General features: G+C 28.5%; 25 protein-coding genes and 1 tRNA gene. 7 read left to right on the top strand and 19 right to left on the bottom strand.

What is annotated here, in order from left to right:
* Positions 1-95: 95 nt before the first annotated feature.
* The 5 genes from BZ132_RS02875 to BZ132_RS02855 all read right to left on the bottom strand — a co-directional run bounded on the left by BZ132_RS02875 (position 96) and on the right by BZ132_RS02855 (position 4,180).
* Complete coding sequence (locus tag BZ132_RS02875; protein WP_112149424.1) at positions 96-299, bottom strand: hypothetical protein; 204 nt, start codon at positions 297-299, stop codon at positions 96-98.
* Positions 300-313: 14 nt separating this feature from the next.
* Positions 314-901 carry a TIGR00267 family protein gene (locus tag BZ132_RS02870; RefSeq protein WP_011406183.1) on the bottom strand — a complete coding sequence of 196 codons (588 nt, stop codon included), beginning with the start codon at positions 899-901 and terminating at the stop codon, positions 314-316.
* A 36-nt stretch (positions 902-937) separates the two neighbouring features.
* Positions 938-2,146, bottom strand: a complete 1,209-nt coding sequence (gene hmgA / locus BZ132_RS02865; RefSeq protein WP_011406182.1) for a hydroxymethylglutaryl-CoA reductase (NADPH) — start codon at positions 2,144-2,146, stop codon at positions 938-940.
* Positions 2,147-2,337: 191 nt separating this feature from the next.
* Positions 2,338-3,204, bottom strand: coding sequence for a succinate--CoA ligase subunit alpha (gene sucD, locus BZ132_RS02860; RefSeq protein WP_011406181.1), 867 nt, complete (start codon positions 3,202-3,204; stop codon positions 2,338-2,340).
* A 250-nt stretch (positions 3,205-3,454) separates the two neighbouring features.
* Positions 3,455-4,180, bottom strand: a complete 726-nt coding sequence (locus BZ132_RS02855; protein WP_112149423.1) for a hypothetical protein — start codon at positions 4,178-4,180, stop codon at positions 3,455-3,457.
* A gap of 185 nt (positions 4,181-4,365) precedes the next feature.
* Here BZ132_RS02855 and BZ132_RS02850 point away from each other — a divergent pair, with 185 nt between their 5' ends.
* Positions 4,366-5,709: a Mur ligase family protein gene (locus BZ132_RS02850; RefSeq protein WP_011406179.1), complete on the top strand. Its 1,344-nt coding sequence runs from the start codon at positions 4,366-4,368 to the stop codon at positions 5,707-5,709.
* Positions 5,705-6,433, top strand: a complete 729-nt coding sequence (locus tag BZ132_RS02845; RefSeq protein ID WP_220084901.1) for a type 1 glutamine amidotransferase — start codon at positions 5,705-5,707, stop codon at positions 6,431-6,433. The genes BZ132_RS02850 and BZ132_RS02845 overlap by 5 nt, the downstream gene beginning before the upstream one ends.
* A 47-nt stretch (positions 6,434-6,480) precedes the next feature.
* On the opposite strand, the gene aroC is transcribed toward BZ132_RS02845, so the two are convergent.
* The 7 genes from aroC to uvrB all read right to left on the bottom strand — a co-directional run bounded on the left by aroC (position 6,481) and on the right by uvrB (position 15,080).
* Positions 6,481-7,578, bottom strand: coding sequence for a chorismate synthase (aroC, locus tag BZ132_RS02840; protein WP_011406177.1), 1,098 nt, complete (start codon positions 7,576-7,578; stop codon positions 6,481-6,483).
* A gap of 16 nt (positions 7,579-7,594) precedes the next feature.
* Positions 7,595-8,248, bottom strand: a complete 654-nt coding sequence (locus BZ132_RS02835; RefSeq protein WP_286940434.1) for a hypothetical protein — start codon at positions 8,246-8,248, stop codon at positions 7,595-7,597.
* Between the two features lie 11 nt (positions 8,249-8,259).
* Positions 8,260-8,910, bottom strand: a complete 651-nt coding sequence (aroD, locus tag BZ132_RS02830; RefSeq protein WP_258393691.1) for a type I 3-dehydroquinate dehydratase — start codon at positions 8,908-8,910, stop codon at positions 8,260-8,262.
* A gap of 295 nt (positions 8,911-9,205) precedes the next feature.
* Positions 9,206-9,279: transfer RNA gene (locus BZ132_RS02825), tRNA-Thr, on the bottom strand.
* A gap of 20 nt (positions 9,280-9,299) precedes the next feature.
* On the bottom strand, positions 9,300-10,079 hold the full coding sequence (locus BZ132_RS02820; RefSeq protein ID WP_112149419.1) for an MBL fold metallo-hydrolase: 780 nt from the start codon (positions 10,077-10,079) through the stop codon (positions 9,300-9,302).
* Between the two features lie 180 nt (positions 10,080-10,259).
* Positions 10,260-13,127 carry an excinuclease ABC subunit UvrA gene (uvrA, locus tag BZ132_RS02815; protein WP_011406173.1) on the bottom strand — a complete coding sequence of 956 codons (2,868 nt, stop codon included), beginning with the start codon at positions 13,125-13,127 and terminating at the stop codon, positions 10,260-10,262.
* Positions 13,128-13,130: 3 nt separating this feature from the next.
* On the bottom strand, positions 13,131-15,080 hold the full coding sequence (gene uvrB / locus BZ132_RS02810) for an excinuclease ABC subunit UvrB (RefSeq protein ID WP_011406172.1): 1,950 nt from the start codon (positions 15,078-15,080) through the stop codon (positions 13,131-13,133).
* Positions 15,081-15,234: 154 nt separating this feature from the next.
* Here uvrB and uvrC point away from each other — a divergent pair, with 154 nt between their 5' ends.
* Positions 15,235-17,037 (top strand): excinuclease ABC subunit UvrC, encoded by a 1,803-nt coding sequence (gene uvrC, locus BZ132_RS02805; RefSeq protein WP_048059711.1) that lies wholly within the window; start codon positions 15,235-15,237, stop codon positions 17,035-17,037.
* A gap of 5 nt (positions 17,038-17,042) precedes the next feature.
* Here uvrC and BZ132_RS02800 read toward each other — a convergent pair whose 3' ends face one another.
* The 4 genes from BZ132_RS02800 to BZ132_RS02785 are packed head-to-tail and all read right to left on the bottom strand — an operon-like array spanning position 17,043 to position 19,433.
* Complete coding sequence (locus BZ132_RS02800; protein ID WP_011406170.1) at positions 17,043-17,720, bottom strand: 4Fe-4S double cluster binding domain-containing protein; 678 nt, start codon at positions 17,718-17,720, stop codon at positions 17,043-17,045.
* Between the two features lie 3 nt (positions 17,721-17,723).
* Complete coding sequence (locus BZ132_RS02795) at positions 17,724-18,296, bottom strand: hypothetical protein (RefSeq protein WP_011406169.1); 573 nt, start codon at positions 18,294-18,296, stop codon at positions 17,724-17,726.
* A gap of 11 nt (positions 18,297-18,307) precedes the next feature.
* Positions 18,308-18,868 carry a hypothetical protein gene (locus BZ132_RS02790; protein ID WP_011406168.1) on the bottom strand — a complete coding sequence of 187 codons (561 nt, stop codon included), beginning with the start codon at positions 18,866-18,868 and terminating at the stop codon, positions 18,308-18,310.
* 19 nt (positions 18,869-18,887) lie between these two features.
* A complete protein-coding gene (locus BZ132_RS02785; RefSeq protein WP_011406167.1) occupies positions 18,888-19,433 on the bottom strand; it encodes a flavodoxin family protein in 546 nt (181 codons plus the stop codon).
* A 196-nt stretch (positions 19,434-19,629) separates the two neighbouring features.
* On the opposite strand from BZ132_RS02785, the gene BZ132_RS02780 reads away from it, so the two are divergent.
* Both BZ132_RS02780 and BZ132_RS02775 read left to right on the top strand, forming a co-directional pair.
* Entirely contained in the window at positions 19,630-20,154 is a 525-nt protein-coding gene (locus tag BZ132_RS02780) for a hypothetical protein (protein ID WP_286940431.1), read from the top strand.
* Complete coding sequence (locus tag BZ132_RS02775) at positions 20,154-20,963, top strand: hypothetical protein (RefSeq protein ID WP_112149417.1); 810 nt, start codon at positions 20,154-20,156, stop codon at positions 20,961-20,963. The genes BZ132_RS02780 and BZ132_RS02775 overlap by 1 nt, the downstream gene beginning before the upstream one ends.
* Before the next feature lie 86 nt (positions 20,964-21,049).
* Here BZ132_RS02775 and BZ132_RS02770 read toward each other — a convergent pair whose 3' ends face one another.
* Positions 21,050-22,078, bottom strand: a complete 1,029-nt coding sequence (locus tag BZ132_RS02770) for a M42 family metallopeptidase (protein ID WP_011406164.1) — start codon at positions 22,076-22,078, stop codon at positions 21,050-21,052.
* Positions 22,079-22,310: 232 nt separating this feature from the next.
* Here BZ132_RS02770 and BZ132_RS02765 point away from each other — a divergent pair, with 232 nt between their 5' ends.
* A complete protein-coding gene (locus BZ132_RS02765) occupies positions 22,311-23,417 on the top strand; it encodes a hypothetical protein (RefSeq protein ID WP_286940429.1) in 1,107 nt (368 codons plus the stop codon).
* A gap of 162 nt (positions 23,418-23,579) precedes the next feature.
* The gene (locus tag BZ132_RS02760; protein ID WP_011406162.1) at positions 23,580-24,275 is read left to right on the top strand and encodes a diphthine--ammonia ligase; all 696 of its coding nucleotides are present in this window, start codon (positions 23,580-23,582) and stop codon (positions 24,273-24,275) included.
* Between the two features lie 22 nt (positions 24,276-24,297).
* Here the strand turns inward: BZ132_RS02760 and BZ132_RS02755 are convergent, their stop codons facing one another.
* Positions 24,298-24,603, bottom strand: coding sequence for a hypothetical protein (locus BZ132_RS02755; RefSeq protein WP_232048231.1), 306 nt, complete (start codon positions 24,601-24,603; stop codon positions 24,298-24,300).
* Positions 24,542-25,300, bottom strand: a complete 759-nt coding sequence (locus tag BZ132_RS02750; protein WP_011406160.1) for an AAA family ATPase — start codon at positions 25,298-25,300, stop codon at positions 24,542-24,544. Before BZ132_RS02750 ends, BZ132_RS02755 begins: the two co-directional genes overlap by 62 nt.
* Positions 25,301-25,319 lie beyond the last annotated feature (19 nt).

The raw sequence follows: 25,319 nt of genomic DNA, 5'->3' as shown, positions 1-25,319 counted from the left end.
TCTTATTTTTTTTTATTATTAAAAATAGATATGATTATTTCATTATATTAATATTTTTATATTAAAAACAAGACTCAAAAAAGAAATAGAGGAGATTATAAACTATTAATATCAATATGTTCTTTATCTATAGACTCAAGTTCATCATCACAAATAGTATTTAATACTACTTCATCAGCATCATACTGATTTACTAATTTCTTAAATTCCTCATTATTAGGTTTATTATCTGCTTGATAATATTTATCATTTATAATTACTTGTTCTTTAAGTAAAACAACATGGTATTTATATATCATTAGTTACACCTAATTTATCCATGACTTCCACCTATTAGATAACTTATAATTACTATAAGAACTCCAACTGAAATAATTTTAATAGCAGATTTAACCATACTTTCCTTGGATATTTTTCCAAGATAACATCCAAGTACTGTTAACATAGTAAAACATACAATTAATGTTACTATAACTGCCGAGTAAATATCACCAATTAAGAAAAATGGTATTGAAGGTATAAATGAACCCATGAAACTTGCACTACCATGTGTTAACATACTCATATATACACGATATTTAGCTTCTTCATGAATAATAGTATCATCTAATGAACGTTCATCTAACATCATCCTAGATTCAAGATCTCTAATAATTTTAGCTTCTTCAGCTTCCTCACCAATATATGAACCAAAACCATTGGATAGAGCTATAGCAATCCCACCACTAAGACCTGTTATACCTACAGTAACAGGATTTACTGCACCTCCAGAGTTCATACCGAGTATTGCTGCTGTTAGAGATATACTCAGCACTGTTAATATCCCATCAAGTGATCCTAATGCAACATACCTACTCATTGCAATATAATCTTTAATAATTTGTTTTAATGTTACTTTCATATTTAATCTTACTCTTAAATTTATTGTATTCTTGATTTATCTACCTAATTCTTCATGTGCACGAGCCAAATGACCTGCAGCTAAGGCCCCAACCAATGATAATTCTCCTGCAAGTACAATTCCTGCAACAATAGATGCATATCTATTGACTTTATTAGAACCTTTAGCATTAAGTAAATTTAATGACTCAACAGCTGTTTCAAGTCTAGTTCCACCACCAACAGTTGCAACTGGTAAATCAGGTAAAGTTACACTGAAATATAAATCTCCATTATCATTTTCAGCAGAAGTTATACCAAGACTTCCCTCTACCACATGTGCAGGATCTTGTCCTGTTGCTAAAAAGATTGCTGCCACCATGTTTGCATAATGTGCATTATAACCATAACTTCCAGCAATTGCAGAGCCTACTAAGTTTTTAGCATAATTTACTTCAACAATTGCATCTGTTGTAGTTTTTAGTACTCTTTCAACAACTTCTTTAGGTACAATTACTTCTGCCACAACACTTTTTCCACGACCTTCAATAAGATTTACTGCAGATGCTTTCTTATCTACACAGAAATTTCCACTTAAAGCTATGATATGAATATTATTTTCTTTTTCTATAAGATCTAATGCTTTTTGAGTAGCAATAGTTACCATATTCATACCCATACTATCTCCAGTTTCATATACAAAACGTGGATATACAAATCTTCCCACTATAGCAATTGGATCTATTTTAAGTAATTTTCCATGATTTGTTGTTGACTGTGCAACTTCTTTTATTTTATCAAAATTATCTTCTATCCATTTTTTCAATTTATTAGCATCATGAACAGATTTAGTTTTAAGAACAGGAGCTCTTGTCATTTGATTTGAAAGTATTGAAACATTACATCCATTAGAACGTCTTATAACAGAACAACCCCTATTTACACTAGCAAGTAATGCACCTTCAGTTGTTGCCATAGGTACATATGTTTCAATATTCTCTTCATTATTATCAATAACAATAGGTCCAACTACACCTACAGGTATTTGAATAGTTCCTATAGGATTTTCAATATTTTTCTTAGCAGTATCTGTCATGTCAATAGAATATTTGGATATGTGTTTAAGTTGTGTGCCTGTTTTTATTTCAATATATTTTCTTCGTATATCTGCTGCTTCATTTGCTGTTTTTGTATATTTTTCAATTTCAAATATTCTGATTTCGCCAGAATCTAATTTTTCAATTATTTCATCTTGAGTTAAATCCATGAAAATGCACCATCTAGAATTGTTGTTAATAACAATATTTATTTATTCTAATATAATAGTGTAATTATTATTTTATAATTTATAGTCTATTATAATTATTTTAAAAATAAGTTATGATTTTTTAGCTATTGAATAAAAAAAGAATTAAAATGTAATAAACACCACAAGAAGTAGTGTTATTGAATTTGAAATTATTCAGTAATCTCATTAAGTATTGTTACTATATCTGAAGGTATATCAGCCACATGAACTCCATAACTTTTAAGTAGTTCCTTTTTATTTTGAGCAGTACCATCAGTTCCTTCAATAATAGCTCCTGCATGCCCCATTCTTTTTCCAAGAGGTGCAGATACTCCTGCAATAAATGAGATTATTGGTTTTGTTAAGTTTTCTTGAGCATATTTTGCAGCTTTTACTTCAGCTATTCCTCCAATTTCACCTAACATAACAATTTGTTCAGTTTCTGGATCATTTTCAAATTTTTCTAAGATATTTGTAAAACTTTCACCAGTTACAGGGTCTCCCCCTACACCCACAGCAGTACTTAAACCATAACCTGCAGCACTTATTTGACTTGCTACTTCATATGTTAAAGTTCCACTTCTAGATACTAATCCTACTTTTCCTTTTTTAAATATATGTGTTGGCATTATTCCAAGTTTTCCAACACCTGGTGTTATAATTCCAGGAGTATTTGGACCAATTAAAGTAGTATTATGTTGTTTTGCATATTCAACAATTTCCATTGAATCATGAATTGGTAAATGTTCTGTTATAATAATAACCAAATCTAATTGACTTATTGCTTCAAATGCTGCATCTTTTACAAATGGTGCTGGTATAAATATAATACTAGCATTGACCTCAGGATGTTTTTGTTTAATTTCCTCAATGGAATTATATACTGGTACACCATCAACTGTTTGTCCTGCTTTTCCTGGACTTGTTCCTGCTACAATATTAGTATTGTATTCCACCATTTCTTTTGTATGAAAACGTCCCTGTTTTCCAGTGATTCCTTGAACAACTGCTTTTGTATTCTCATCTAGTAATATCACAAATATTCCCCTTATTTTATTTTTCTTTATTAATTTGATATTATATTTAATGTTCTTCAAAAATAAATTTTTTTAAAAAAAATATATAACTCATATTTCATAATTAATCTATTATTTGTTTTTTTCTAATATTAAACATTTCTACTGCTTAAATTATGTATGTTCTATAATTTTTATAAAAATTATAGTAATAACTTATTTTAATATAATCTATAAATTATAACAATGAAGTTTTTAATTTAATACTCATTTATTTTTCAAGAATTCTCATTTTATAACTTAAAGGTTGGGCTAAATCAATTATATTTCCATTCATCAATGCTGTAACAGAACAAATTACACTTCCAGGAATTACATTTGCAGGAGTATTACGCCTTACAAGATATGTGTTTTTATTTCCAAGTATTGCTCCAACCATAGCTCCAGCTACAACTCCCACCTGTTCAACATTTTCTACTGATGCTAATACAACAGGATCATCTGTTTGACTAGATACATATCCAACACCTGGAATGTGTTGTATATCACTAACACATCCACCACCAACATCTCCTACAAAGTCCATGCCCTTTGCAGCATCTATTGCTGATTTTGCTACCTTATCAACAAATGATTCACCACAATATGTATCAAAACCTATGATAATTGCATCAGGTAGATAATTTGGATTTAAATCTATTATTCCATAGGATATTCCTTCTCCTGCTTCAGAAGGCGTATTACCTACACCATTTAAGTCATCAAAACCAAGTGCATTATCTTTTAAAACTTGATGTATTGTTTTATTAACATTCTCTAAGTTTTCATCACGTGTTACTGCAGTAATAACAATATCATCACCTGTTATGTTGGTAAGTTTAGCTAGTTGAGCTTCTTTTTCTATCTTGTAAAGATCGTTTTCTATACTTTTTATTAATTCATCAGAGCATGATATATCATTATCTGAAATATCAATACCAAAAGAAACCATTTTCATATTACATCCCCATAAATTATTATCATTATTATCTATTTTTTAAAATAAATATTAAGATTATGATATTAATCTATGAAAAAATAATAACATATATTAGATGACAAAAATAAGATAATATTAATACCTTGATTAATTTTTAGATTTAAAAGAAGAAAAAAATTAATAAAAAAAATGGATTGATAATAATGGGTAATATTTTATACAATATTAAGAAAGACATTGGACTGATTACTGGTAAATTAGTACTAAAAGCACTGAATATGACCAATAAATCTGGAACAGCCTTACCTGGAAATATTGCTCTAAAAATTCATAAAGAGATACTAAAAGATATAAGAAAATCTGCTGATACAATAATACTTATCACAGGGACTAATGGAAAAACCACAAGTAACAATTTAACTAATCATATTTTAAGAGATGAAAATATAGTATTATCTAATCTTATGGGTGCAAATATGATTCAAGGTATTGTTAGTTCATATATTAAAGATACAAAAGATCATTATGATTATGGAGTATTTGAAGTAGATGAAGGATCAATGCCTAGAGTAATTAAAGATTTAAAACCAGATTATATTCTAGTAACAAACTTTTTCAGAGACCAGCTAGATAGATATGGAGAAATAGAAGAAATAGTGGATGAAGTAAGAAAGAGTATAAAACAAGTACCTACTGCTACTTTAATACTTAATGCAGATGATCCATATGTTAATACCTACACAAAACTTGAAAATGAAGTTGTAAAATATTCAGTTAAATCAGATGATTTGGAGGGTAATAATTTATGTCTAAAAAACTGTCCATTATGTGGTTCTAAACTAGACTATAAAACATATAACTATGGAAATCTAGGAGAATATGAGTGTGCTAAATGTTTATTTTCCAATGGAAAACGTGACTATATAGTTCAAAAACATATAAAAAAAGAGAATAAACAAGAAATAACTCTTAAAACATATGATAACATTATAAATATTACATTTCCATACATTGGAACATATAATACATATAATGTATGTGGAGTCTATGCATTGTGTGATACATTGAATATAAAACCACAAATAATAGAAAAACAAATGGCTAATTTCCATTTTTCACTTGGAAGAATGGAAGATATGACCTATAATAATAAAACAATAAAAATTGTTTTAACAAAAAATCCTATAGGTCTTAGTGAATCTATAAAATTAATATCCAATGATAATCAGAAAAAATCCATTCTACAAATATTAAATGATAATCCTGCAGATGGACAAGATACATCATGGATTTGGGATGGTGATATGACTATAAAAAATCAGGATACAATATTAAACTACTATTGTAGTGGTATACGAGCGGAAGAAATGGCTTTACGTGTAAAATACACCGAAGTATCAGAGGATAAAATAATTATTAATGATGATTTTAAAAATGCTATTGATACTGCAATAGAAGATGATGTTGATATATTATATGTTCTACCAACATACACTGCTATCTTCAAAACAAGAGATTATATTGAAAAAATAACAAAAGGAGATTAATATGGAGCTAAATTTATTTCATATGTATCCAGAACAACTAAATTTATATGGAGATACTGGAAATATTCTATGTTTAAAAAATAGATGTGAAAAACGAGGAATTGAAGTTAATTTATATAAATTTTCCAAGGAAGAAAAATATGATCTATCACTGGGAGATATCTTCTTTATAGGTGGAGGATCTGATAATTCACAAGAAATTGTGTATAATGATTTTCTAAATTATAAAGATTCATTTAAACAAATAATTGAAGAAAATAAAGTATTACTTGCTGTTTGTGGTGGATATCAATTACTTGGAAAAGAATATATTAATAAAAATGGTGATAGTCTTCCAGGACTTAATATATTTGATTATACTACTGTTCATAGACAAAATAGAATAATTAACAATATTATTCTTGAAACAACACTTGATATTACTCCAAAAACAATTGTGGGTTTTGAAAATCATGGAGGTAGAACCTACTCTAACTACACACCACTAGGAAATGTTCTTGTTGGTAAGGGAAATAATGATACTGATGGTGTTGAAGGTGTAGTATATAAAAATTACATTGGAACATATCTACATGGACCAATACTACCTAAAAATCCACATGTGGCAGATTATTTAATATTAAAAGCTCTTCAAAATAAGTATGAAGTGGAATCACTTGAAAAACTAGATGATACCATAGAATACTTGGCTCATGAGAAGTTTTTAAAGTTATATAATAAGTAAATACCACAACTTTTATTTTTCTAAAATAGATCTATTTTTAAAATATTTTAATTTATTTTATCAGGATGAATATATCCTGCTCTTATCATGTGATCTGCAAGTACCATGTTACATACTGCTTCTGCAACTGTTGTTATTCTTGGACAGATACATGGATCATGTCGACCTTCTATTTCTATAGTGGAATTTTCTCTTTTTTCTAAATTAACAGTATTTTGTATTCCACTTACTGATGGTGTTGGTTTAACAGAAATCTTTAAAATAATTGGCATACCATTTGTCATACCACCAACAATTCCTCCAGCATTGTTTGTTTTTGTCTGAATTTTATTATCTTCTATGTAGTATTCATCATTCATTTCATGTCCTGTTAATGTTGAACTTTCAATACCACATCCTACTTCAACAGCCTTTACTGCTCCAATATTCATCAATGCCTTTGCAAAGTCCCCATCTATCTTATCAAATACTGGTTGACCTAAACCTACAGGTACATTATCAATGATTATTTCTACTTTTCCTCCAGTACTATCTCCCCTTTCTTTAAGTTTTAGAATTTCATCTTCCATTAAAGTAGCAACTTCTAAATCTGCACATCTAACATTATTCTTTGTAATATTTTCTTTTATAGTATTTAATGTGAATTTCTTTGTTGAATGTATGTTATGAATCGATGTTACATGGGCTGTTGTTGTTATGTTATGTTGTTGTAGGAGTTTTTTACTTACTGCTCCTCCTATTACATGTCCAATTGTTACTCTTCCACTTCCTCTTCCTCCACCACGATAGTCATAATTTCCAAATTTTTCTCTCCAACAAAAATCGCCATGTCCTGGTCTTGGATTATTTTTTAAGTTATCATAGTTTTTACTTCTTTGGTCTTTGTTAAATATTATTGCTGTTATTGGTGTTCCATCTGTCATACCATTGAATATACCTGATAATATTTCTACTTTATCTTTTTCATCTCTTGATGTTGTTAAGTTACTAGTTCCAGGTCTTCTTTTATTTAATTCATTTTGAATATCTTCATTTGATAGATTAAGTCCTGCAGGACAACCATCAATTGTTGCACCTAAAGCTTTTCCATGACTTAATCCAAATGTTGTTACTTTAAATATTTCTCCTGTTGTATTTGCAACCATTGTTTATTCTCCCATTTTAATCTATTCTATTTTCATCTAAATATGTTACTGATTGTTTAATTGACTCATTAACATTAGGTATATGTTTTTCTAGAAATGTTAGCATTTCTTTTATTTTTGTATCCTCTTCAACATTGGAAGTTATGTGTTTTATATCTGTTGAAGATATCCAATCATCAATCCAATCTTGATGTACATGTATTAATGGATAAATTGTATTTTCTTCATATGTATCTGTTATTTTATTTCCAGATAACATTAAATGAATATATTCACTTGAAAAATCATCTAAACACTTAGAGCTTACAATTATACTATGCTTTGTAGGTGTGTGTGCTATTTTTATTCCATATTTTCTTTTATATGATTCTAAAACTATGTTTAATACTATATTTTTAGCTGTTGGAGTATTATCTATATATATTTCATCCTTTGGTTTTATCTGATTTTTAATAGTTCTTGATACTTTAACACATATCTTTTGAAAAAGCATAGATCTTGTAACTGATATATTTGGATATAAACAGTTGAATTTCTCTTCTTTTTTTCTAGAAAACTTGGAAAACTTTGAATTATTAATATAAACATGTTCATTATATAAACTAATATATCTTGTATCTACACCAAGATTATTTAATGTTTTAATAATCTGCCTATCCTTTTTATTCATATAAATCAATTCTAATAATTTTTTAATTTTTTAAGAATATCTCTTGTTGTTTTAACATCAAATTGGCCAGGAGCTGATTCATCAGTTATTGCTGTATATGTTACAGGAGATCCTAATATTGGTCCAAGTATCCTTGTATATGAACCTAGTTTATCCATAGAAATACCAATTAAATCATCATATTCCATAAGTAATCTTAATAAAACATAAGTATCCTCAATATTTAATGGTTTAACAGCAATTTTAGCTATATCTCCTACATTCAATGCACTATTTACAACATTCTCCAGATATTCAGAAGATGGTGTTTTTTCAAAATTATGATATGATATAATTGTTCTATTAGCATTGTCTATAACTTCTTGTCTAAGATTTTCATTGGTAGATAATTCAATATCTGTATATTCAACAAGAGATGCATTATCCATCAATATTTTAATTCTATCCTCTTCTGTAGATGGAAAATATCCTCCCTCATACTTCGTTCTATTTGTTAATATAATTGGAATATCTGTAACATTCCTTATTTTTTCAATGATAGAAGTTGCTTTTTTCGAAGTAATATTTTCAATAACATCCAATCTTAATTCAATATAATTAACATCCAAGTCTACTGCTTTATCTAATGTTTTAAATATGTCTTTTTCATTAGATTCAATAATTGAACCACAAATTTCAGTAATAATTTCTCTCTCCCCTTCTAATAAAAAAATATTATAATTTAGTTATAATAATAATCTATTTTTTAAAACATAAAATATTTAAGAAATTTCACAATACTATCAATTTAATAACCTAATATTTTTTTTAGTTAATTTTTAATTTAAATCTACAATATATCAAAAATTACATAATTAGTTATATAATCACTTTAAACAGGGAAAAACTACCATTATGTATACTTATAAAACAATCAAACATATTATAAAATAAATATCCTTTAAAAAAAAGTTTATAAGCCCTGAGGGGGATTTGAACCCCCGATCCCCTGATTACGAGTCAGGTACTGTTCCTTGCTGAGCCATCAAGGCAAAAAAAATAGAAAAAGAAGTTATGATTCAAGATATTGATCAAGATTCATAGTAAGACCATCAGTAGCTGCAATTGTTCTGACACCAGTTTCTTTAGTAATAGTTCTTGTATTTTGGAAAGGATTATTCATAATTAAATTCACCCCAAGATGTGTCATAATAGCTATTTTTGGCTGTACTTCTTCAATTAATTGTTTAAAGTCCCTTGTTCTTAAGTGACCTTTAATTTTACGTTCTCCTTCTTTAATTACATTTCCAATCAGAACATCAGCATCCTTATGTTCTTCAGCTAGTTCTGGGAAGTATTCAGTATCTGAAGTATAATTTATATTAAAACCTTTATAATTTATATTAAATCCAACACATGTTGGATCTCCATGTTTTGTATGAATACCCCTTATTTTCAAATTTTCATGTTTAATTTCTTCTTCTGGTTTAAGAACACTTACTTTTGGTTTACTTTGATGATATTTTGAAATACTTGGACCTAAGTCACCATGTCCATTAATAACACTATCACTTCCAATAACATGTCCTGCTTTTCTTGTCATTCCTTGTGTCATTGCTTCTATTAATACTTCTGCATCAGTATAATGATCTGTATGACAATGGCTTATGAGAATTAAATTTAACTTACGAGGATTTAATCCATATTGATGTGTTCTTACAAGTGCTCCAGGTCCTGGATCTACATGAATATTTTTACCATCTATATCATCAATTCTGAAACCACCAGTCATTCTTTTTTGACTGATTGTAGCAAATCTGCCCCCACCAGTTCCTAAGAATTGAAGTTTCATTGTATCTCCTTTAATTTTTCATTTAAAAAATCTATAAAATATATAGTTTTATCTATATAATATTTTAATTTAATAATCTTATAAACTTATCTATATTTCTTATAAATATGATATTATTTTTTATTAAACTCTAAATTAAAGTATAATTGAACAAACTTAATTCAAATATATGTATGAGGTTTATTCAAGCATTGGCTTAAGATAAATACCTGTATAAGTATCTTGTTTAGCTATCTCTTCAGGAGTTCCCTCAGCTATTAGCCAACCTCCACCATTACCTCCTTCAGGACCTAAATCAATTATATAATCTGCAGTTTTTACAACATCAAGATTATGTTCAATAACAACCAATGTATTTCCCTGATTCCTAAGTTTTAATAATACCTTTAATAATCTGTTAATATCATCAAAGTGAAGACCTGTTGTTGGTTCATCTAGAATATATAATGTATTGTGTGTATTTTGTCTACTTAATTCCTTAGCTAATTTTATACGCTGAGCTTCTCCACCAGATAATGTTGTTGCTGGCTGACCAAGTTTAACATATCCAAGTCCAACATCAACCAGGGTTTGTAATTTTCTTTTTATCTTAGGTATGTGTTTGAAAAACTCTAATGCTTCACTACTTGTCATTTCCAGTACATCATTGATATTTTTACCTTTATATCTAATATTCAATGTTTCTTGATTGTAACGTTTACCACCACATACTTCACATGGAACATATACATCTGCTAGAAAATGCATCTCTATCTGTACAATTCCATCACCAGAACATGCTTCACATCTTCCTCCTTTAACATTGAAACTAAATCTTCCAGGTTTATATCCATTCTGTTTTGCTTCTGGTGTTTGTGCAAATAATTCACGAATATATGTGAATAATCCAATATATGTTGCAGGATTTGAACGAGGTGTTCTTCCAATAGGTGACTGGTCAATTACAATGATTTTATCAATATTTTCAGAACCTATAATCTTTTTATGACATCCTACTTTATCTTTATGTTTATTTGTAAGAAGTTCATATAATCCAAGATACAATATTTTATTTACAAGTGTACTTTTTCCAGAACCTGATACTCCTGTTACACATATAAATTTACCCAATGGAAATTCCACATCTATGTTTTTAAGATTATTTTCACTTGCTCCTATTATTTTTATTGATTTTCCATTTCCTTCATGACGAGTTTTTGGTACTGGTATTTTCTTAGTTCCAGATAAGTACTGTCCTGTTAATGAATTCTCATTATTTTTAATTTCATCAGGTGTTCCCTGTGCTGTTACAATTCCTCCATGATCCCCTGCCCCAGGTCCTATGTCAATAACATGATCTGCTTCAAGTATTGTTTCCTCATCATGTTCTACTACAATCAAAGTATTTCCAAGATCCCTAAGATGTTTTAATGTTTCAATAAGTTTCATATTATCTCTTTGATGTAATCCTATGCTTGGTTCATCTAAAACATATAAAACTCCAACTAATCTACTTCCAATTTGTGTTGCTAGTCTTATACGTTGAGCTTCTCCACCAGATAATGTACCAGATGACCTGGCAAGTGTTAAATAGTTAAGTCCTACATCATTTAGAAATGATAATCTTTCTCTTATTTCTTTTAGTATTTCATGTCCAATAAATTCCTGACGTTTAGTTAATTTAAGATTTTCAAAGAACTCCTTTGCCTTAGATAAAGATAATTTTGTAACATCAGCTATATTCATATCTCCAACAGTAACTGCTAACATTTCTGGTTTAAGCCTATCTCCATGACATGTTGGACACTTATTCAATGTCATATATGAATGTATTGCTTTTCTTCTGTATCTTGATTTTGTTTCCAGAAATATTCGTTTCATATATGGAATTACTCCTTCAAATGGTTTTGTAACACGTTTTTCCTTATTATTTCTAATAAATGAAAATGTTATATTTTCACCATTACTTCCATATAATATTACATCCTTATTTTTTCTAGATAAAGTATGGTATGGTACATCTACTTTAAATCCATAGTGTGTTGCTACCCCTGCAAGTATTCTATTGTAGTATGTTTCTGTACTTGTAGAATTACTCCAAGGTTTAATAGCACCTTCTCTTATTGATAAGGTTTTATTTGGAACTATTAAATCTTCATCTATTTCAAATGTACTTCCTATACCATTACATGTTGGACATGCAGCTTGGGGATTGTTAAATGAAAACATTCTTGGACTTATTTCTAGGAAATTTATTCCACAATCTGGACAGGCTAATGCTTCACTATAGTATTGATCTGGAATGGAATTATCATTATTTGCTACTGTAACTAGTCCTTCACTTATTCTAAGTGCATTTTCCACTGCTTCAACTAATCTTCTACGGAAATTTTCATTATTTGCTACTTTTAATCTGTCAATTACTATTTCTATTACATGTTTTTGATTTTTATCAAGTTCTATTGTTTCATCTAAGCTTTTAATCTCACCATCAACACGTACTCTCACATATCCCTTTTGTTTATATGTGGAAAATATCTTCTTATGCATTCCTTTCCTATTTTTCACAACTGGTGCTAGTATGTATATCTTTTCTTGATCATTGTTTTCTATTATTTCTTGTGCTATTTGTCCTGGTGTTTGTTGTGATATTTCCTTTCCACAGTTATAACAATGAGCCACACCTATTCTTGCATATAATAATCTAAGATAATCATAGATTTCTGTAACAGTACCTACAGTGGATCTGGGATTTGATCTAGTGGTTTTTTGGTCTATTGATATTGCAGGAGATAGACCTTCAATGTAGTCTATTTCTGGTTTTTCCATTTGTCCTAGAAATTGTCTTGCATATGCTGATAGAGATTCAACATATCTTCTTTGTCCTTCAGCATAGATTGTATCAAATGCCAGTGATGATTTTCCAGAACCACTAAGTCCTGTTATTACCACGAAGTTATCACGTGGTATTGTAACATCAATATTTTGAAGATTATGTTCTCTTGCTCCTTTTATAATTATTTTTCTATCTTTTATAGCTCTATTTCTTATTTCTTCCTTGGATTCCATTATTTATTCCTCTTTTAATTCCATTATCCTATCTCTTAGTTTTGCAGCCTTTTCAAAGTTAAGATCTTTTGCAGCTTGTTTCATTTCTTTTTCAAGTTCTTTTATTATTTCATCAATTTCATCTGTTGTAATATTATCAATTTCTTGAATATCATCAACTTTCTCTTCAATCTTTTTATCTTTAAGTTTACGTACAACACTTCTAGGTGTAATATTATGATCATTGTTATAGGCAATTTGTATTTTACGTCTATGTTTTGTTATATTTACAGCATTTCTTACAGAATCTGTTATATTATCAGCATATAATATTACTCTACCATTAACATTACGTGCAGCTCTACCAATAGTCTGTATAAGAGAAGTTTGAGAACGTAGGAATCCTTCCTTATCAGCATCTAAAATAGCAACTAGTGCAACTTCTGGTAAATCCAATCCTTCCCTTAGAAGATTTACTCCAACTAGACAATCAAAGTCTCCACGACGTAATTCATCAATAATTTCTGTTCTTTCAAGTGTTGAAATTTCTGAATGCAAATATCTTGCCTTAACATTCATCTTAATATAATAATCTGTTAAATCCTCTGCCATCTTCTTAGTTAATGATGTTACAAGTACTCTTTGATTATTATCTACACATTTTCTTATTTCACCCAATAAATCATCAACTTGATTTTTTATTGGTCTTACAATAGGCTCTGGATCTACAAGGCCTGTTGGCCTAATAATTTGTTCCACCTTATTTTTACTTCTTCCTAATTCAAATGCTGCAGGTGTTGCTGAAACATATAATACTTGATTTTGTGCCCTCATAAATTCATCAAAACGAAGTGGTCTATTTTCCTTTGCACTAGGTAATCTAAAACCATACTGTATTAGATTTTCTTTTCTTGCCCTATCTCCCTCATACATTCCACGTATTTGAGGTACTGTTACATGTGATTCATCAATAATTGTTAGATAATCATCTGGAAAATATCTTAGTAATGAGTATGGTGTTTCACCCCATTTACGACCATTCATGTGCATGGAATAATTTTCTATTCCAGAACAGTAACCAATTTCTTGTAACATTTCCATATCAAAGTTCGTTCTTTGTTCAATTCTTTGAGCTTCAACATATTTTCCTGTTGCCTTAAATGTATCCACTCTTTCTTTAAGTTCTTTTTTTATGTTTGCTATGGCTGTTTCTTGTTTTTCCTTTGCAATTACGAAGTGTTTTGCAGGAAATATGATCACTTTTTGTAATTCTTCAATAATATCCCCTTTCAATGCATCTATTTTGTAGATAACATCTATTTCATCACCCCATAGTTCAATACGTAGAGCATAATTTGCATTTATTGGAAATATTTCAATAACGTCCCCTCTAACTCTGAATTGTCCCCTTATAAATTCAATATCATTACGTGAGTATTGCATTTTCACTAATTCTTTAAGAATATCTTCCCTTGATATTTCTTGTTGTGTTTGTAGTGTTAGTGTAAATTGTGCATAATCTTCAGGTGAACCTATACCATAGATACATGAAACACTAGATACTACAATTACATCATCTCTTGTAAGTAATGATTGTGTGGCAGAGTGTCTTAATCTATCAATTTCCTCATTAATAGCTGATTCCTTGTCAATAAATGTATCAGTTTGTGCTACATATGCCTCTGGTTGGTAGTAATCATAGTAGCTAACAAAGTATTCCACTGCATTATCTGGAAAAAATTCTTTAAATTCCTCATATAATTGAGCTGCTAATGTTTTATTATGTGACATTACAAGTGTTGGTTTGTCTAATTGTTCAATAACATTTGCCATTGTAAAAGTTTTTCCAGAACCTGTTACTCCTTCAAGTGTTTGTTCTTTAATTCCATCTTTATAATGTTCAACAAGTGATTTTATTGCTTTTGGCTGATCACCTAATGGTTTATAATCAGAATATAAATTGAATTTTGACATAATAATAATTCTCTTAAAACTAATTGATAACTTTTATACATAACACAATATAATAAAGTTAGTATAATATATTTCATATATAATATATCTATTAATAAATATTAGATGTTTATTATTTATATATTAAAATAAAAAAAATGTGGAATTGTGAATTATGTCTATGAAACTAAAAACACCTGATGAAGTACCTCAAAAGCCTGGTGTATATATTATGCACAATAAAGAAGATGAGGTAATATATGTTGGAAAAGCTAAAAAACTTAAAAGTAGACTTCAAAGTTACTTTAGAGATGAAGACAAACTTGATAGACCAAAAACTCAATTTCTTATGAGGCATTTTTCATACTTTGAATATATTTTAACAAATACTGAGAAAGAAGCTTTAATTCTCGAAGCAAATCTTATAAAAAAATACCGTCCCCATTATAATATAAGTCTTAAGGATGGTAAACAATACCCCTATATTAAAATAACTAATGAAGACTTCCCAAGAATATACATTACAAGAAATATAGTAAATGATAAAGCATCATATTATGGTCCATATACTGATAGTACACATGCAAGAGCATTTATTGATTTTTTAAATAAGAACTTTCAAATAAGAACATGTAAACATATGGATGGACCTTGTCTAAATTATCAGATAAAACAGTGCAGTGCTCCATGTGTTAATTACATATCACAAGAAGAGTACAACAGAAATATTCGTCGTGTTAAATTACTTCTTCAGGGAAAATATAAAACCACAATCAAAAAACTCAAAAAGGACATGAATAGATATGCTAAAAATATGGAATTTGAAAAGGCAGCCATGCTACGAGACCAAATTGATACTATTAAAATTACCCTTGAAAAACAAAATATTCAACCAAACCAAGATGTTAACCAAGATATTATTGGATTTGATCATAACAATGAAGAAGCAGCTGTTGTAATATTATCTGTTCGTAGTGGTAAAACAAATAAAAAAGATGATCTTGTTCTAAAAGGAATTAAAGGATTTAGTGATAAACAAATAAGAACAGAATTTATTAAACAATATTATTCTACTGCACCTCTTCCTGATGAAATTATATTAGAAGATGATATTGAAGATAAGGATGTTATTGTTGAATGGTTAGAAGAAAAAGCTAACCATAAAATAAAAATTACAGTAGCTACTGATGGTCATTATATTACCCTTATTAAAATTGCCAAGAAAAATGCTCATATTAGTTTAACAGAAAATACTAAAGAGGAAGAAAATCCTCTTCTAACTCTAGAGAAGTACCTTAATCTACCCCGTCTACCATACCATATTGAAGCATTTGATATTTCAAATATTTCTGGTATATATGCTGTAGCATCAATGGTTGTATTTGAAAATGGAAAACCTGCAAAGAAGATGTATCGTAAATTTAAGATGAATACTCCAGGTCCAAATGATTTTGCAATGATGAAGGAAGTAATCACAAGAAGATACTCCCATATATCACCTAATAATACAAATAATACATCAGATTCACTTAGTATTCATCCAGATCTAGTGTTAATTGATGGAGGTAAAGGACAGCTTGGAATGGCTGTTGATGTATTTAAAAAACTAAATATTACAGATGTTCCTCTTGCAGGCCTTGCAAAGAAATTTGAAGAAGTATATCTTCCAGGACAAACAAATCCAATAATTCTACCAAGACAATCCTCAGCACTACATCTTCTTCAATATGTACGTGATGAGTCACATAGATTTGCAATAACATTCCATAGAAAACTTCGTTCAAAAGCATTTACAAAATCTATTCTTGATGACATACCAGGTGTTGGTAAAAAAAGAAAACAAGCACTCTTAACACATTTTGAAAGCTTAGATAATATTTATAATGCAAGTTTTGATGAAATATGTCAAGTAAAGGGTATTAATCAAAAATTAGCAAAAACAATTTATGAAACACTAAAAGAGGATAAAAAAGAATAAAAAAATCATATTTTATTCCCATATGGACATATATATAAACACATACCACATACTGTTGGATGTCCCTCTTTTTTTCTACTTTTAATATAATCCCCACATTTTATTGGACTGTATGATTTGCGTGGATTATCTAAGTTAACTATTGCTCCACCAGGACATGCTTTAACACATATATTACAATCCCCACATAATGATTCCATAACATTTCCTGTGTATTTACTAAGTGGAGCATCTGTTATAATTGTTGACCATGTGAGTCTTGGACCATATTCTCTTGTTGTTAAGAGATTATTTTTTCCAATCCAACCAATTCCTGCAAGTTTTGCACTGGCTTTATTACTAAATCTAGTCTTTAGATGTATATCTTCATATTTTTCCAATTCATTTAATATTACACAGTTATATCCTAAATCATGAATATAATCCTCAACTTTATGGGAGATACCAGATATTCTTTTAAATGAATTAAAGTATTCATTTTGATATTCTTCTGCTATATCATCATCATTATATGATAAGGGTATTTTAGATACAATCTCTTCATTTAATCTATGACCTATAACAATTGCATATGGATATTTACATATATCTTGACCATATGTTTCAATTAACTGTTGACTATCTTTTCTAAAATCTGCAACTCCACAAACATCACTTAATGATTTAACATAATCCATTAACATAATTTAACACCTTGGAGTAAATCCTATTATTATAGTTCCAATATCTTCATCATGTGGTATGTTATAGTAATCTTTTATATAATGATCTGTTTGTGTTGATGGAATGGCCACTACAAGACTTTTAACTGTACTGTCTATGTCTTTGTTAGTTATAAAATCACTTGTTTCGCCCTCCATTACAAAGAATTGTTTCTGATTAGGCATTCCAATATTAGTATATGTTACAAAATTATCTGATAAGAAGTATACACTAGGATCATTTCTTAATTCTTCAAGTTCTTCTTCATCCGTTATTGTTTCACCTACAATATCACCATTTTCTGTTCTAAGTGTGAAAGTTGAGTTATCACTTTTAATTTCTCTTTTATGATTAGGGTCATGTTTTTTAATCAATACCAAAGCTTCTTCTTCATTAAATGCATCTTCCATACCTTTATTTATAAATGGTACCAATTCATCTAATCTTTTCATTTCACATTTTAAAACTTCTTTTTTAAAGTCATTATCTATTAACTGTGAAATTAGTACTCCATCATCCTCTTTTAACATTGAAACTATTTCATATTCATTATCCATAAAATCATTCCCTACTTATTAAATCCTATTATTAGTGTTGTGATTTTTTCTTCATGTGGAATGTTATAACAATCCTTAATATAACCATCAGCCTCAGTAGATGGTGCTGCAATAATCATCTTACTAACAGCACTTCTTAATCTATCCTCACATTTAAGCATACCTATTGTTTCAGATACTACAAAAAACTGTTTTTCTCCTGGAACTGATAGATTAGGATAGGTTGGAAAATTATCAGATATAAAATATACTGAAGGATCTTGTCTTATTTCTTCCAATTCCTCAGGATCATATATCTCTTCCCCTATAATTGTACCACTTTCTGATTGTAGAGTTAATGTAGGAATTAATTCCTCAACAGGTAGTGTGATATTTGTCTTATCTTGAATAATAACAATAGATGAATCTAAATCAAATGCTTCTTGTAAACCCTTATTAATCAATGGTACCATTTCATCTAATCTTTTCATTTCTAATTTAATAACTTCCTTTTTCATTTCATCAGTCATAATATCTGATACTATTATGTTACCTTCATTTTTAATAATATCAAATAATTTATCTTCTATCATATGTACCCACCATTATAAATTATAGATTTAAGCCTATATCTCTTGCTTTTTTATAAACATCTTCACTATCACCACTTGAAGGCTTATTTCCACCAACAGACATTACTTCTACAACATTAAGACCTATTGATTCGAAAATCTTTACTCTAGAGTTTATATATTCATCATATGTTCCTGTAGGTGCACCATACGTAAATACTATTACAGCCTTCTGATTTCCTTTTAATTGATTTGAAGTATTTTTAGTCATTGAATAAAACCTATCCATAAATATATGACCTTGTGCATTTATTTCTCCAAAATAATTCGGTGATGCAAATATAAAACAATCAGCATCCTCTACCTCATCCATTATTTTTCTAAAATCATCATTTATTACACATTTACTTGGTTTTTCAGGATTTCTACATCCACCACATGCTTGACAAGGTTTTATATCAATTTTATCAACATAATATATTTTATTTTCACCATTATTTTCATTAATTCCTTCTGTAATTGAATCAACAATTTTTCTACAGTTACCTTCCATTCTTGGACTTGCAATAACAGTTATAGCTTTCATATTTATCACCTTATATGTTTAATTATATCAAACAGGAACCTATATAAACTTATTCTATATTTAAAAAAAAAGTTAAATAATTTATTTTACTCAAATTGATAATTATCATACATTTAAACTTTATTTTGTATAAATAACATACATAAATCCTTTTAAATAATAAAATATTTATATTAATCAGTATAAATTTTAAAATATGAAAACTAGAATTATTGACTTTTTCACAGATTGTGCTAAAGTTATAACAGCCCCAGATGAACTTTTTTACCTAAAAAGTCAGTATAAAAATTATGAGGGAGTACTTACTTCAATATTTTTCACTGCATTTCTAGGTTTAATCTTAGGTATATATTTAAAAGATATAATAGTAACAATTGGTATTATAGTGTGTGCAATCATACTTGTACTATTAAATAATATCATTCATTCTATTATTACAAGTATTATAGCACGAATACTAGGTGGTACTGGAAATTTATTAAATCTATTTAATTTAATTTCATATACAAGTGTACTAGACATATTTTTCATATTTGTACTTAGTATATTTTCATTTAAACCATTACTTTTCATACCAATATATATACTAGTTTCATTATGGAAACTTGTTATAAATACTTTGGCTGTACATAGTGAATATGAACTTGGATATGGAAGATCCTTCCTAGCAGCATATGGAATAATAATATTAATTATAACCATACTAATGGGGGTATTATAATGAATCTTGAAAAAATTGGTGGAATAATAATAATACTCATATTAATATTATCTATTGGACTAACTGTATATAGTACAACATTAAATCCTACTACAGCAGATAATAGTAGTAACAAAAGTGTAACTAATATAACACTTACTGAAAATCAGTTAATAGATGAATTAAGTAAAAATGATACACCTACAAATATATCAGTGGTAAATCTTAATATTAAACAAAAAACTGGATCAATAGATATTAAATTTGCAGATAGTGATAATATCTATAATATAAAATCAAAAAATGATGCAAATACTAAAACAGATGTAACATACACATCCAATCCAGATGGAAGTTTAGATGTTAATGTTAACTCAAAAGATGCAGAAAATGAAATCATACTAAGTAATAAATACACATATAACATAAATGGTCAAATAGTCTCTGGAGCAGTAATTACTAATTCAACAGCAAATAGTAAGATCAATTCAATGAACTTCAACAACACACTTGGAGCTTATGTATTTGATTTAAATGGTGGAAGTATTAACAATGTAAATGTTGATTTAACACTTGGTGGTATAAGTATTGAAGGTACACCTAGTGGAGAAACAACTATGACATCCACTGTTACAATAGGTGGAGTAGAATTAGACTTAAATAAAGATGTAGCAAATATCAATTCACATATTGAATTAGGTGGAAGTAATATTAAAAATAACCCAAGTAATACTGAATATATTACATACACATCCCCCAACTATGATTCATCAAATGATAAATTCAATTTAAATAATGATATAAAAATTGGTGGATTAAATATGGAATAAATTCACTAAAATTCCCCTTCCAACTTTTTTTGAGAATAAAATATGATAATAGTATTTTAATTAAAAAAATAGAATAAAAAAAGATTTTATAATCTTTTTAAGAATTCAAGTATGAGTTTTACTGTGTCTTCTAAATCTTTTACATTTACAACACTAATAGGTGTGTGAATATATCTTGAACCACTTGATAAAGTTGCAGTTGCTATACCTTCACGAGTAAGGTGAATTGCTGTTGCATCAGTTGTTCCACCATCACCTACTTCTATTTGGTAATCAATATCAGCAGCTTCAGCAGCTTCAACTAATAATTTTTTCATCATAGGATGAGTTAATAATCCTCTACCACTAGCATCAGCAAATGATATTACAGGACCTTTTCCTGCTTTTACAGGAGCATCTTCAGGTTTTACTCCAGGATGATCTCCAGCAATGGTTACATCTAATGCAATAGCCATATCAGGATTTAACTTGAATGCTGATGTTTTAGCTCCTTTTAATCCTACTTCTTCCTGTACTGTTCCAACACCATATACTGTTGCATCACAATCTGTTTGTTTCATTACTTCTGCCATAACAGCACAACCTACACGGTTATCTAATGCTTTACCCATTACAAGATCGTTTAAACATTCTTCAAATTCAGTATGGAATACAACAGCATCTCCAATAGAAACAAGACTTTCTGCTTGTTCTTTGTCTTTAGCTCCAATATCTATAAACATATTTTTGTATGGAATAATTTTTTTAGCTTCAGCAGCACTTGTAATATGAGGTGGTTTTGAACCAATAATACCAGGTACTTCACCATTTTCTGTTTGTACATACACTTTCTGATTTAATAACATTTGATCGTTGATTCCACCAATTTTAACAAATCTTAAATATCCATCATCATCAATGAAACTTACCATAAGACCAATTTCATCCATATGTGAAGCTAACATTACACTAGGTTTTCCTTCTTTACCTTTATGGGTTGTTATAAGATTACCCATAATATCTGTTTCCATATCATCAACATGATCTTTTAATTCATCTTTTAAGATTTCACGTACTTCATCTTCGAAGCCTGAAATTCCACAAGCTTCAGATAATTTTTTTAATAAACTTTTCATAGTATAACCTCGTTTTTATTGGGTTTTATATTCTTTATAATTAAATTAATCTATTTTTTTATACATTTTCTGTATATATAATATTATATTTACTTATATTATATAATGAATTTTATTAAAGAAAAAAATAATAAAATACTAATAAGTTAATATATAAAAATCTTAATTGAATAATTAAAAAATATGGAGAAAGAATCATTTTATTCTTTTTTTTGAGAGAGTGGATTAAAACATGGATGTATTAACAATAATAATAATGTTGATATTGTTTATTCTAGCCATGATATTTATATTTTCCACGGCACTTTTAACACCATACATTGGTAAAAAGAATTTTATTTCTGTACTAATGTTAGGTCTTGTAGTGGGACTAGTTGGGGGAGCATTCCTACTATCACCAATAGTAGATGATATTCCTGATTTTACCCGTACAATAGTGGAAGAAAGTGTTGAAGGAACAGATTTAATGGAACTAGATCTATCAACAAATGGAAATCTAACACAAATTATAGAAAATATATCTTCAATAACTGGAGTTCAGAATGTTAGTTATGAAGGAATTACTATAAAAATCAATGAAAACTTCGCTACTGATAATGATAGGGCACGTTTTATCAATAACTTAAATAATAGTAATGAAAACATAAGTAATGTTGAAGATAGAGGTGAAAAAGAATTCTTTGTAAGAATAACTGATGGTGGAGACCCTCAAAGTGTACTTACAAGTATTTATCAAACATTCAGTTCAAACACATATATTCACCTTAGATACACATCAATGAAAGCAAATGCAACAGTTGCAGCAAATAATATTACGAAGATAATGTCAGCAGTAGGAAATAGTGGTGCTGTAATATTAAATGTAACTGGTCCAACAGAGGATCAAATTGCAACTATTAATAAATATGTTCCAGATAAGACAAATGTAATATTAATCTCAGGTATTCTTGGTGTGGTTGTTGCTACTGTAGGATTCTTTATAGACAGTATATTTACGTTTACTTCTAAAACTAAAAAGAAATCTAGAAAAACTTCACCTAGAGATAAAATTAAGAGAAAAACAGTTCCAAGAACTAATAAAAAATCATCGAAAAGAGATTCAATAGATATTTTTGATGATTCATTTGATAAAAGTTCAAAACAAACAATTGGATCAAATAAAAATTTCAAACAATTAACAGAATCAGACTTAAAATCAAAAAATAACTCAGATTCAAATAGAAAGAAAAAAGTATCTGGAATTTTTAGTGGAATAAATAAAAATAATAAGAAAGATGTGCCTAAAAAAGGTTCTAATACAAATGGAACTCCTAGATTTAGACCAAAAAGAAAGGATTAAAAACTATTAAATCCACTTTCTTTACATTTTATTCCAAACTTTTTTTTAAAAAAATACTAAAATCATGAATCTAAAAAAAAACCTTTTTTTTATAGAAAGATTAATTACTTATTTTGTTTTAAATGTATATAATAGATAATATTAAATTTTAGAGGTTAATTTATGAAGTCAGTTATTTTATATTCTGGAGGAAAAGACAGTACAATGGCCCTATATCATGCACTGGAAAATGGTGATGATATTTATGCATTGATTACAATGGTATCACGTAACAAGGAATCATACATGTTTCATGTTCCTGATATTCACATGGTTGACTACTGTTCTGCAGCCATGGAAATTCCATCCATTGACATATCCACTGATGGTATAAAGGAAAAAGAACTAGATGACCTTGAAGGTGTTTTAAGAAGAGTTAAACAAAAGGGTGTTGAAGCTGTATATACTGGAGCACTAGAATCAGTGTATCAAAAATCCAGAATAGAAGCTATCTGTGAAAAACTAGATTTAAAGGCAATATCTCCACTTTGGCATATTAATCCAATTGACTATATGAATCAACTAGTAGATTTAGGTTTTGAAATTATAATAACAGGTGTTGCTGCATATGGACTGGATGAAAAATGGTTAGGACAAAGAATAACAAAAGAAACAATAAATAAACTTGAGAAATTAAATGAAAAATATCATGTTCATCCAGCTTTTGAAGGTGGTGAAGCTGAAACACTCGTTCTTGATGCTCCAATATATGATAGACGTATAGTAATTGATGATGCTGAAATTCTTTGGAATGTTGATAATGGAATATATAACATTAAAAAAGCACATCTTGAAGAAAAATATGATTATAGTATTTAAATAATTATCTAAAAAAAAGAGTTTAAGATGTAATCCATTTTATTATACTATCTGGATTACTAGTTTCTATTAATACCTCAATATCATCTAATGGAGACATGTTTTCATCTATAATATGAAATTTATTATGAAAAGCAGCTTGTTTATTAACATAAAACAGTAACCTACCTTCTGTTTTATTTTTATTTAATATATTAACAGTCACTTCTTCTAATTTATTTGTTTTAACAAGTTTATGTATATTATCCAACAAAGTAACATCACTTTCAATGAGTATTTCCTTGTCTGTGGTGTTTATTGTTATTTTTTCGGGGATTATGTTTTTTATACTGTTTTTTACCTTGTTTATATCTTCTGTTAGATTTATTTTTGTTTTTATTTTTACTGATGTATTTTTTATTATTTCTTGGTTTAAGTTCATTTAAAATCAGAGCTCTCACATTTTTTTTAAAGATTTGAATTGGACCTTCATTTATAAGCATATAATCAGCAAGGGAAATAACATTACCAATACCAAATTTTAATTCCCTATTATCTCTTTCTTTAAATACTTTATAATCCGTTGAATCATCGTTTCTTTTTCTTCTTTTGAGTCTATTAAATCTTGATTGTGGATTAGAATGAATAGCTATTATTTTGAAGTTTTTAAAATGTTTTTTAAAATATGAAACTTCCTGTGGACTTCTTAATCCCTCGATTATGTAGATATCCTGTTCTATTTTTCTATATTTCTTCGGTGTTTGATTGTTTGTATGGGTATTGTACATTTTTTTTACTGTTGTTTTCTGATTATATCTATTTTTTGAATAGTTTTTTATTTTCTGAACACAACGATCTGCAACTACATTATTTCCATATTTTTTTCTAAGATTTACTGCAGCAACTCCTGTTGAACATCTATTTCTTTCTGCTTCTTCACGTATAACATCCCCCATACTTATTGTGTAAATTCCCTCTTTTTTAGCTATACGTGAAATAATACTTTTACCAGAACCTGGAAGACCTGTTACTCCAAAAACTTTCAATATTACTACTCCTTCTTGT

Source organism: Methanosphaera sp. DEW79 (assembly GCF_003266085.1).
In the GTDB taxonomy this organism is placed as follows: domain Archaea; phylum Methanobacteriota; class Methanobacteria; order Methanobacteriales; family Methanobacteriaceae; genus Methanosphaera; species Methanosphaera stadtmanae.
The sequence above is the reverse complement of the archived record's forward strand: the minus strand, read 5'-3'. Positions and strand labels throughout refer to the sequence as shown.